Source organism: Actinomycetota bacterium (assembly GCA_030776725.1).
GTDB lineage: Bacteria > Actinomycetota > Nitriliruptoria > Nitriliruptorales > JAHWKO01 > JAHWKW01.
This window is the reverse complement of the sequence record JALYHG010000193.1, coordinates 1-9,699: the sequence shown is the minus strand read 5'-3', so window position 1 is coordinate 9,699 and position 9,699 is coordinate 1. Positions and strand designations below refer to the sequence as shown.

Here is a 9,699-nt window from a genome sequence, read left to right as displayed (position 1 = left end):
CGGGGCGCGGTGTGGGAGATCGACGACGAGGACAAGCTGGTGCAGATCCTGCTGCGCGGTTCGGCGTACGCGGTCGAGCGCGGCCACGGGACCGAACGCGACCTGGAACGCACCGAGGACCGCGGGTTGCTACCGGATGCCGATCCCACCCGGGTGAGCAACCGTGCGGTCGACCGCGGCATCGCACAGGTCGGCAGCTTGGGATCGGGCAACCACTTCCTCGAGATCCAGTACGTCGAACAGATCGTCGACGCCGACGTCGCCCAGGGGTTCGGGCTACACGAGGGGCAGGTGGCGGTGATGATCCACACCGGCTCACGCGGTCTCGGCCACCAGATCTGCCAGGACCACGTCCGCAAGATGAAGCCGGCGATGGAGGCCTACGGGATCGCGGTCCCCGACCGTCAGCTGGCCTGCGCCCCGGTCGGTTCCACCCAGGGCAAGGCCTACCTGCAGGCGATGGCAGCCGGAGCGAACTTCGGCCGGGCGAACCGGCAGCTGCTCGGCGAGGCGGCGCGTGACGCCTTCGGACAGGTCACGGGTTACCGCGACCTCGAGCTGCTGTACGACGTGTCGCACAACCTCGCCAAGATCGAGCGTCATCCGGTCGACCGGCGCGAACGCACGCTGTGCGTGCACCGCAAGGGAGCGACGCTCGCGCTCCCCCCGGACCATCCCGATCTCCCCGACGACCTGCGCCCCTTCGGACAGCCAACGCTGGTGCCCGGCTCGATGGGGACCGGATCGTGGGTCCTGACCGGCGTCGAGGGCGGTGCCGCGTTCTTCTCCGCCTGTCACGGGGCGGGCCGGACGATGAGCCGGAAGAGGGCCAAGGCCGAGCAGGAGGGGTCGGCGTTGCACCGCGAGCTCGAGGCTCGAGGGATCCTGGTGCGCGAGGAGTCGGAGCGTGACCTGCCCGAGGAGGCACCCTACGCCTACAAGGACGTCGATGCCGTCGTGCGGGTGTGCGAGGAGGCGCGCCTGGCGCGCCGCGTCGCGCGGCTGCGCCCGCTGGGCGTCGTCAAAGGCTGAAGGCGCACCGGGCGCTGTCAGCTCCGCTCGGTCCAGTACACGTCGGTGCGGTAGATCACACGTCGATCACCGCGTGGCAGCGCCAACCGTGCGGCCCTGCCTGGACGCGCAGTGCGTGGTGGGTGACCGCCTTGGGGACGGCGCCGGCGGGGCGGACGCGCTCGACCGGGGCGACCTCGAGCTCGCCGCTGATCCCCCCGTCGAGCTCGTCGACGAGTTCGCCGCCCACCGGGACGACGCCGCGGGTGTCGAGGAGGTAGATCACCTCGTCGAGGAGATCGACGAGCAGGTCCTCGTCAGCGGCGGGTTCGAACGCGACCGCGTGGCGGCCGTCAGCCGCGACGTCGGTCGTATCGGCGAACGAGCTGACCAGAGCCCGGACGGCCTGCATGAAGCACCCGCCGCGCGTCGGACCCCACGCCTCGAACGCCGCGTCAGCGGTGTGATCCAGCGCAGCGAAACCGGCCTGGGGACGTTCGTCTCGGTCGGGTGTTGCCCGACCCTGGTGCGGCGGCCTGGCACCCGCGCCCGCCGATCCGCCGCCAGGCGAACCGGTGGGGAACGCGGCCGCGGCGAGGAGCCCGATCGCCCCGATCAGCGTCGCGACGACACCGCCGGTCAGTCCCCCGTCGGGACCCGCCGCCAGCCACGACAGGGCCAGGCCGCCGGAGGCGATCGCGGCGATCAGCCGCGGCCAGGCTGCGTCTCCCAGGACGGCGGCGAGCGACGGCAACGCGGCGATCGTCACGAGCCCGAGCGCCACCGTCGGTTGTCCCGCGCGCTGTCCCCACGAGCGCAGGCCGAGGTCGAGCGCCAGCGTTCCGTCGCCCGTCCACGGGAGGAACATCGCCACGATCAGGGCGGCGCTGGCCAGGAGCGCGACCGCCCGCCCGGCCACGACGCCACCGACCCGCCCCGCCGTCACGGCGCGTGAGGGTAGCGGTAGGCTGGTCAGCCATCCTGGGAAGCCCCAGCGCCCCACATCAGCCAGCCGGACCGAGGCGCACGTGGCCCTGATCGTGCAGAAGTACGGCGGCAGCTCGGTCGCGGAGGTCGAGCGCATCAAGCGGGTCGCGTCTCGGATCGCGCAAGCGAGGGCCGAAGGCCACGACGTGGTGGTCGTCGTGTCGGCGATGGGCACCACCACCGACGATCTGGTGGAGCTGGCCCGGCTCATCGCGCCCGCCCCGCCCGGCCGCGAGCTGGACATGCTGCTGACGGCCGGCGAGCGCATCTCGATGTCCCTGTTGGCCATGGCGCTGGCCGCAGAGGGGATCTCGGCCCGGTCGCTCACCGGATCGCAAGCGGGGATCATCACCGACGCGCTGCACGGCAAGGCCCGGATCGTGGACATCACGCCCGGCCGGGTGCGCGGGGCGCTCGCCGACGGAGACGTCGTGATCGTCGCCGGGTTCCAAGGGGTGTCGCAGGACACCAAGGACGTCACCACACTCGGGCGAGGCGGGTCGGACACCACCGCGGTGGCGCTGGCCGCGTCGCTGCATGCCGACGTGTGCGAGATCTACACCGACGTGGACGGGGTCTACACCGCCGACCCACGCCTGGTGCCGTTTGCACGCAAGCTGCACTACGTGTCGTTCGAGGAGATGCTCGAGCTGGCGGCGCAGGGCGCTCGGGTGCTGCAGACCCGGTCCGTGGAGTTCGCACGTAACTACGACGTGCTGGTCCACGTCCGATCCTCGTTCACCAACGACGACGGGACGTGGATCGGGCCGGAGGACGACAGAGCCATGGAGGACGCCTACATCGCCGGGATCGCGCACGACACCACCGAGGCGAAGGTCACCGTGCAAGGTGTGCCCGACCGTCCCGGCGTCGCGGCGCAGATGTTCACCGCGTTGGCGGACGCCAACGTCAACGTGGACATGATCGTGCAGAACGTCTCGATCGACGGCATCACCGACATCTCGTTCACGGTGCCACGTGACGACGCCGACCACGCTGCCGACCTGATCCGATCGATCCTCGACGACCTCGGCGCCGAGGATGTGGTCCTCGACCGCCGCGTGGCGAAGGTGGCGTTGGTCGGTGCGGGGATGCGGACGCATCCGGGTGTGGCTGCCAAGATGTTCGAGACGCTCGCCACGGCTGGTGTGAACATCGAGATGATCTCGACCTCGACCATCCGGATCTCGGTCGTGGTCCGCCAGGACGACGTGGAGACGGCGGTGCGTGCCATCCACGACGCCTTCGACCTGGAGACCGCCAGCCTCGCCCGCGACGACAGGTGACGACATGACCGAACCGGACGCCGAACCACAACCACGAGCGCGCCTGCAGCGCCCCGCCGGGGACCGCCCGGAGGAGGCCGGAGCACCCGACCGTCCGTTGCGGTTGGCGATCGTCGGCGCCACCGGTGCGGTCGGTGAGGAGATGCGCCGCCTGCTGTTCGAGCGCGCGTTCCCGATCGACGGCGACCCGGTCATGGTCGCAAGCGAACGATCGGCCGGGCGGCGTATCCCCTACGGCGATCACGATGTCCAGGTCGTGACGCTCGCCCCCGAGGTGTTCGACCGCGTCGACCTGGCGCTGTTCTCCGCAGGCAGTGACGTGTCGCGGGAGTGGGCACCGATCGCGGCCGCGCGGGGGGCGACGGTGGTGGACAACTCGTCGGCGTGGCGCGGCGATCCCGACGTGCCGCTGGTCGTGTCCGAGGTGAACCCGCACGCGCTCACCACCCGACCGATCGGCATCGTGGCCAACCCCAACTGCACCACGATGGTCCTGACGGTGGCGGTCAAGCCGCTGCACGACGCGTTCGGGCTGACCGCGATGGTCGCCACCTCCTACCAGTCGGCGAGCGGCGCGGGCCAGAAGGGTATCACCGAGCTGATCGACCAGACCCGCAAGCTGGTGGAGGATCCCGACATGCTCCGGCGAGGCGGCGCCGACGCGGCGACGTCCGTCCAGCCCGAGCAGTTCAGCAAGGCGATCGCGTTCAACGTGCTGGCCCACTGCGGGTCGTTCACCGACGAGCGGTACACCGACGAGGAGTGGAAGCTCGTCAACGAGAGCCGCAAGATCCTCGAGCTGCCGACGCTGCAGGTCTCGCCGACGTGCGTCCGGGTCCCCGTGGTGGTGGGCCACTCGATCGCCGCACGGCTGACCTTCGAACGTGAACCGACCGTCGCCGACGCGCTCGCGGCGGTCGATGCTGCCCCCGGCCTCGTGGTCGAGGACGGCACCGGCCAGGGCGGTGAGCCTCTGGCCTACCCCACCCCCCTGGAGAGCGCCGGCCGCGACGAGGTCTTCGTCGGGCGGGTCCGCCGCGACCTGGCCGACCAGCACTCCCTGAACGTGTGGGTCAGCGGTGACAACCTGCTCAAGGGTGCGGCGTTGAACACCGTCCAGATCGCCGAGCTGCTCGCCCCGGAGCTGTAGCGGGTCGGCTCCCATCACGAACAGCCGGGTCAGGGCGGAACGTCTCAACGTCCCGACCCCGCGCTGGTCAGGCTCTGTCCCGTTCGTTCAGCAGCGGCAGGGCACCGAACGGCACTTGGGGCACCCTCGCCCGTAACGGTCGGCGACGGCCGCGGCGACGTCGACCCCGGCGAGGTCCGCCAGCGACACCAGCCACGCCAGCACGTCGCTGAACTCCTCGCGGCGGTCGGCGTCGTCGCCACGGAACAGCGCCCGCGACAGCTCGCCGACCTCCTCCACCAACCACGTGAACGTCCGGGGCACGCCGCGGTCGCGGTCACGCTCGCCGTACGTGTCGCGGATCAGCCGTTGGAACGACGCCAGGTCCACCCGTCAGCTCACAGCGACGCTCTCGACGTTCACGCTGTCGGGTCGCACGCCCAGCACGATCTGCGCCTGATCGGTGTCGATCCTGACGGTGAAGTGCCCCAGCGTCCGCATCCCGACCGTCACACTGCGCAGCGTGTGATCGTTCAGAGCGGTCAGCGCCCCGTTGACGGCGTTGAGGTGATCGGACAGCTCGCGCCCCCCGGGCGTGCGTCGGTACAGCCGGGTCAGCACCCCTTCGCCTTCGGCTCGGTACATCTGCCGGGCTCGCGCGGTCTGCAGCGCCAGCGATACCACCGACTCGAGGTGTGGCTGTAGCTCGGTGGGGACACTGCCCGCGGACACCGCGTCGGCCAGGGCCTCGTAGCGTTCGCGCCGCTGGCCCGACAGGGCCGGGACGACCGCGCGGAGCTCGGACTCGAGCAGCTCGCGTTCCTGCTCGTCGAGCTGCAGCGGTCCGTCGGTTGGTCCCGGCACGTCAGTGGCCGCCAGCGTGCAGCGCGTCACCGAGGATCGCGCGGAGTTCGTGCTCGAACCCGCCCGTCTCGATCGGGCAGTGCATCCCGCACTCCTTGGGTGCGTTCTCCTCCCACCACCACCGCCCGGCCCGGTCGTCCTCGCCGGACTCGATCGGCCGGGTGCACGGCTCGCATCCCAAGCTGGTGTAGCCCTGGGCGTACAGCGGGTGGGTCGGGACCTTGAACTCCTCGAGGTACTCCCAGACCTCGTCCTTGGTCCAGTCCGCCAGAGGGCTGACCTTGACGATGCCGTCGTGGTCGTGGTCGAGGTCGACCTTCTTGATCGCGGCGCGCGACGCCCACTGGTCGCGCCGCAGGCCCGTGAACCACGCGTCGAGGCCCTCCAGGGCCCGCACCAGCGGCCGGACCTTCCGGATCTGGCAGCACGTCAGTCGCTGAGCCACCGACTCGCGGAAGAGGTTGAGGCCCTTGCGTTGGACCATCGTCTCGACTTCACGGTGGTTGGGCAGCAGCACCTGGATGTCGGCCAGCGGGTAGTGGCCGCGTACCTGATCGATGAAGTCGTGGGTGGCCTGGGGCAGGCGCCCCGTGTCGACCGTGACGACCTTTATCTCCGGGCGGATGTGGTAGGCCATGTCCAGGATGACCATCCCGTCCGCCTGGAACGACGTGACGATCGCCGCCCGATCCTCGAACGTCTCGAGCGCCCACTCGATCACGTCCTCGGGTTCCTGATCGTCGAGCTCCATGGCGATCTCGCCGATCTCGAGATCGTCGAAGACGACGCGTTCGGCAGTCAGCATTCGTGCAGCCTCGCAGTCAGGGACAGATGACAGGGCAGTGTCGGGGCGCCGTGAGGGTCGGCGATCACCCGCCCGCGAGCGCGGGGAGGATGGTCAGCTCGTCGCCGGGCTCGAGCTGCGTGTCGAACCCGTCGAGGGCGCGGACGTCGTCCTCGCCGACGTAGAGGTTGAACGCGGAGCTGACCCTCTCTCCGTCGAGGATCTCCGCCACCAGCCGAGGGTGCAGCTCCCGGAGCCGGTCCATCGCCTCCGCGACGGTCGCGGCGTCGACCTCGACCAGGTCCGCTCCGTCGGACAGCTCCAGGAGCGTGCCCGGGATCCGCCACACCGGTCCCGCCGCCTCGTCCTCGGCGGCGGCGAGCTCACCTGATCCGATCGCGACCAGGTCCTCGTCGCTGCGCTCGTCGCAGAAGTCCTTGAACGTGTAGCCGTCACCGGAGCCGTTGCGTGCCGCCTTCTCGTTCAGCCACCCGCCGACGAGGCGGACCAGCACGTCGGTGATCTGCCCGGTCTGCACCCGCCGCATCAGCGGCTTGCCGATGGCGGCCTGGTGACCGAGCCCACCACGCAGGGTCACGTCGTAGGCCTCCACGCGCTGGTTGGTGGCCGGATCCTTCGTCATGGTCCCCTGCAGGCCGATGTCGCCGACCCAGTGGTGGGCGCAGGAGTGCGGGCAGCCGTCCATGAAGATCTTCAGATCCTCGACCTGCTCGCCGAACCTCTCCTCGAGCTCCTCGAGGATCTCTCCGAGCTTGCCCTTGGTCTCGGCCACGGAGTAGTTGCAGAACTTGTGGCTGGTGCACGCGATCGAGTTGCCGTACACCTTGTTCCGCGCGAGCGGGTAGCCGATCCCCCGCAGGGGCTCGGTGAGCTCGGCGAGGCGGCCAAGCGGGACGTTGCCGATGATGAAGTCCTGCTGGCGCGTCAGGCGGATATCGGCGCCGACGTTCTCGACCGCGTCGGCGAGCGCGATCATCTGGTCGCCGGTCATCCACCCCATCGGAACCGAGAAGCCGACGTAGACCAGCCCGTCCTGCTTCTGCGCTCGGACACCGAAGTGGTCGTAGGCGCGCGGCTCGGGAGATGCATCGAAGTCCTCGAGTTCCCGACCGAGACGCTCCTCGGCCATCTTGCGCACGCCCTCGGGCCCGTGGTCGTCCATCATGAACTTGATGCGGGCCTTGGCGCGGCTGATGCGGTACTTGGGGTCCTGCTGCCACGCGTCGGTGACCACGCGCAGGACGTCGATCGCGTCCTCGACCGGGACGAACACCCCCAGGTCACGGGCGAGCCGCGGTGTGTTGGACAGCCCTCCCCCGACGCGGACGGCGAAGCCGTCGCGGCCGTCCTTGCGGGCCGCCACCAAGGCGACGTCGTGGGTCTCGGGGGCGTTGCACTGGCCCGGGCAGGCGCTGATGGTGAACTTGTGCTTCCGCGGCAGGTTGGAGTAGTCGCGGTTGCCGTAGAAGTACTCCGCGGCCGTCTCGATCACCGGACGGACGTCGAACAGCTCGTCTTTCGCGATCCCAGCGACGGGGCAGCCGGTGATGTTCCGGACGGTGTCGCCCTCGCCCCCGACCGTGGTGAGCCCCGTCGCCTCGATGGCCTCGAGGACCGCCGGGAGCTCGTCGAGCCGCACGTAGTGCAGCTGCAGGCCCTGGCGGGTCGTGAGCTCGCCGTAGTTGTTGCCCCACTGCTTTGAGATCTCGCCGACGCCCCGCAGCTGCGCCGGTTCGAGCAGGCCGCCAGGGACCTTGATCCGCACCATGAAGGTGCCGATCTTGGGCTTGTCGTGGGTCAGGCCCCACCAGTTGAGGCGGACGATGTCCTCCTCGGGTACCGCCTCGTACCCCATGGCGATCATCTGCGGCAGGTCCTCGACGATGTCGAGCGGGAACTTCTCCCGCTTCAACTGCTCGATCGAGTTGCGCTTGTAGACCAGGTCCCAGGTCGGCTTCTCGCGGGGTCGGCGTCGTCTGCGGGAGGCACGGCGTGCCTCCGTGTCGGATGCCACGTCGGATGCCACGTCGGTGTCCTTCCTGGTGGCGGATGTGCTCACTGGTCTGCTGCTCATGCCGCTTCCTCGCTGGCGGCTTCTTCGCTGACGGCCGCGACGACCCGGTCGCGGACCTCATCGGCCCGCCCGGCTTCGCACAGGGCGACGAGCTCGTCGAGGTCGGCGACCGCGGCGCGCCACCGCGACGCCCACTCGGCGAACGCGATCCGCCGGGGGAGTGCCGCCTCGCGGGCCTCACCGAGCGCGTCGACGAGTGTCGTCACCGCCTGCGGGAGGAGCTGTTCGAGGTGCAGGCGCAGCCGCCGGGACAACGCCGGAGCACGGCCACCGGTCGAGATGGCCAGCTGCAGGTCGCCGCGCCGGACGATCGACGGGAAGGCGAAGTGGCAGTGCTCGACGTCGTCCATCGAGCTGACGAGCACACCACGTGCCTCTGCGTCGGCGAAGAAGGTCGCGGGGTCGGTGGAGTCCTCGCCGGTGAGGATCGCGACGAACGCGCCGTCGAGCAGCTCCGGGCGGTACTCGTCAGCGGTGACGTCCACGACGTCTGCCCCGGCCTCTACCAGCGTCACGGTCCTAGAGGCAGCCGCCGGCCCGCCACCGACCACCACACAGCGGCGACCGGTGACGTCGAGGCTGATGGGCAACTCGAACGGCATGTCACGAGGTTGGGGCGCCCCGGTCAGGTCCGCGAACCTGTGGGTGACAAACCGTATTAACTCCCGGCGCTTGCCGTCGGGGTCGCTGTCGGGTGCGGTCGGGATGACGTCGCGTACGGTGGGCGCACCGGGGGATGGAGAGTCCCGGCGGGGGGAGATCCATGGAGGGCGTGCGGGTCGGGGTAACCGCGTCGCGGCGCGCCGATCAACTCGCGACCGCGCTTCGCCGCAAGGGGGCCTCGGTCGTGGTCGGGCCGACCGTCGGCGGCGACCGGCCTGAGCCCGATCAGCAGCTGGCAGCCAGCACGGACGCGATCGTCGCGGCGCAGCCCGACTGGCTGGTGGCCAGCACTGGGATGGGCATGCGTCTGTGGGCGGAAGCCGCCGAGCGGACCGGCCGGCTCGACGAGCTGCGTCGGCTGGTCGCCGCGGCGCGGTGCGTGGCGCGCGGACCCAAGGCGGTGGGCGGGTTGCGTGCGGTCGACGCCGAGCCCGAGTGGGTCTCGCCGGAGGAGACCGACGCCGACGTGGTGCGTTGGCTGTCCGACCACGTCCAGGCCGGGGACGCGGTTGCGGTCCAGCTGCACGGGAGCCCCTTCGAGCATCCGTACGGACAGCTGTCGGGCGACGTCCGGCTGATCACGATCACCCCCTACCGGTCGGTCCTGCCCGACGACACCGGCCCGGCACGCCGGCTGATCCTGACGACGCTCGACGGCGAGCTCGACGTGCTCACGTTCACGTCCGTCGCGGCCGTTCGCGGGCTGTTCGCGATCGCCCGCGACGAGGGGCTCTACGACCGGCTCACCGCGGCGCTGCGGGGCCCCGTCGCGGTGGCTGTAGTCGGGCCGGTCACCGCCGCGGCGTTCGACCCCCACGACGTCCCCGTCGCGATCGTCCCCTCGCGGTCACGGACCAGCGAGTTGATCCGGGCGATCGCA

The 9,699-nt window shown here is 70.5% G+C and carries 10 protein-coding genes; 4 read left to right on the top strand and 6 right to left on the bottom strand.

The features are described 5' to 3' along the window. Window positions 1-1,032 (top strand): RtcB family protein (locus M3N57_09235; protein MDP9022859.1); only part of this gene is annotated, 1,032 nt, incomplete at its 5' end. A 55-nt stretch (window positions 1,033-1,087) separates the two neighbouring features. Here the strand turns inward: M3N57_09235 and M3N57_09230 are convergent. Continuing rightward, window positions 1,088-1,957, bottom strand: coding sequence for an archease (locus M3N57_09230; GenBank protein MDP9022858.1), 870 nt, complete (start codon window positions 1,955-1,957; stop codon window positions 1,088-1,090). An 82-nt stretch (window positions 1,958-2,039) separates the two neighbouring features. Between M3N57_09230 and M3N57_09225 the strand changes: the two genes are divergently transcribed. Next, a complete protein-coding gene (locus M3N57_09225; GenBank protein MDP9022857.1) occupies window positions 2,040-3,284 on the top strand; it encodes an aspartate kinase in 1,245 nt (414 codons plus the stop codon). Window positions 3,285-3,381: 97 nt separating this feature from the next. After that, entirely contained in the window at window positions 3,382-4,434 is a 1,053-nt protein-coding gene (locus M3N57_09220) for an aspartate-semialdehyde dehydrogenase (GenBank protein ID MDP9022856.1), read from the top strand. A gap of 87 nt (window positions 4,435-4,521) precedes the next feature. Here the strand turns inward: M3N57_09220 and M3N57_09215 are convergent, their stop codons facing one another. From M3N57_09215 to M3N57_09195, 5 genes are all read right to left on the bottom strand, one after another. Then, on the bottom strand, window positions 4,522-4,803 hold the full coding sequence (locus M3N57_09215) for a pyrophosphohydrolase (protein ID MDP9022855.1): 282 nt from the start codon (window positions 4,801-4,803) through the stop codon (window positions 4,522-4,524). Between the two features lie 3 nt (window positions 4,804-4,806). Further along, a complete protein-coding gene (locus M3N57_09210) occupies window positions 4,807-5,277 on the bottom strand; it encodes a hypothetical protein (GenBank protein ID MDP9022854.1) in 471 nt (156 codons plus the stop codon). A gap of 1 nt (window position 5,278) precedes the next feature. Continuing rightward, the gene (locus tag M3N57_09205) at window positions 5,279-6,082 is read right to left on the bottom strand and encodes a phosphoadenylyl-sulfate reductase (protein ID MDP9022853.1); all 804 of its coding nucleotides are present in this window, start codon (window positions 6,080-6,082) and stop codon (window positions 5,279-5,281) included. 64 nt (window positions 6,083-6,146) lie between these two features. Continuing rightward, entirely contained in the window at window positions 6,147-8,156 is a 2,010-nt protein-coding gene (locus M3N57_09200; protein ID MDP9022852.1) for a MoaD/ThiS family protein, read from the bottom strand. Then, window positions 8,153-8,758: a bifunctional precorrin-2 dehydrogenase/sirohydrochlorin ferrochelatase gene (locus tag M3N57_09195; protein MDP9022851.1), complete on the bottom strand. Its 606-nt coding sequence runs from the start codon at window positions 8,756-8,758 to the stop codon at window positions 8,153-8,155. The genes M3N57_09200 and M3N57_09195 overlap by 4 nt, the downstream gene beginning before the upstream one ends. Window positions 8,759-8,919: 161 nt before the next feature. Here M3N57_09195 and M3N57_09190 point away from each other — a divergent pair. Continuing rightward, window positions 8,920-9,699: uroporphyrinogen-III synthase (locus M3N57_09190; GenBank protein ID MDP9022850.1), on the top strand; the 780-nt coding region annotated here is incomplete at its 3' end.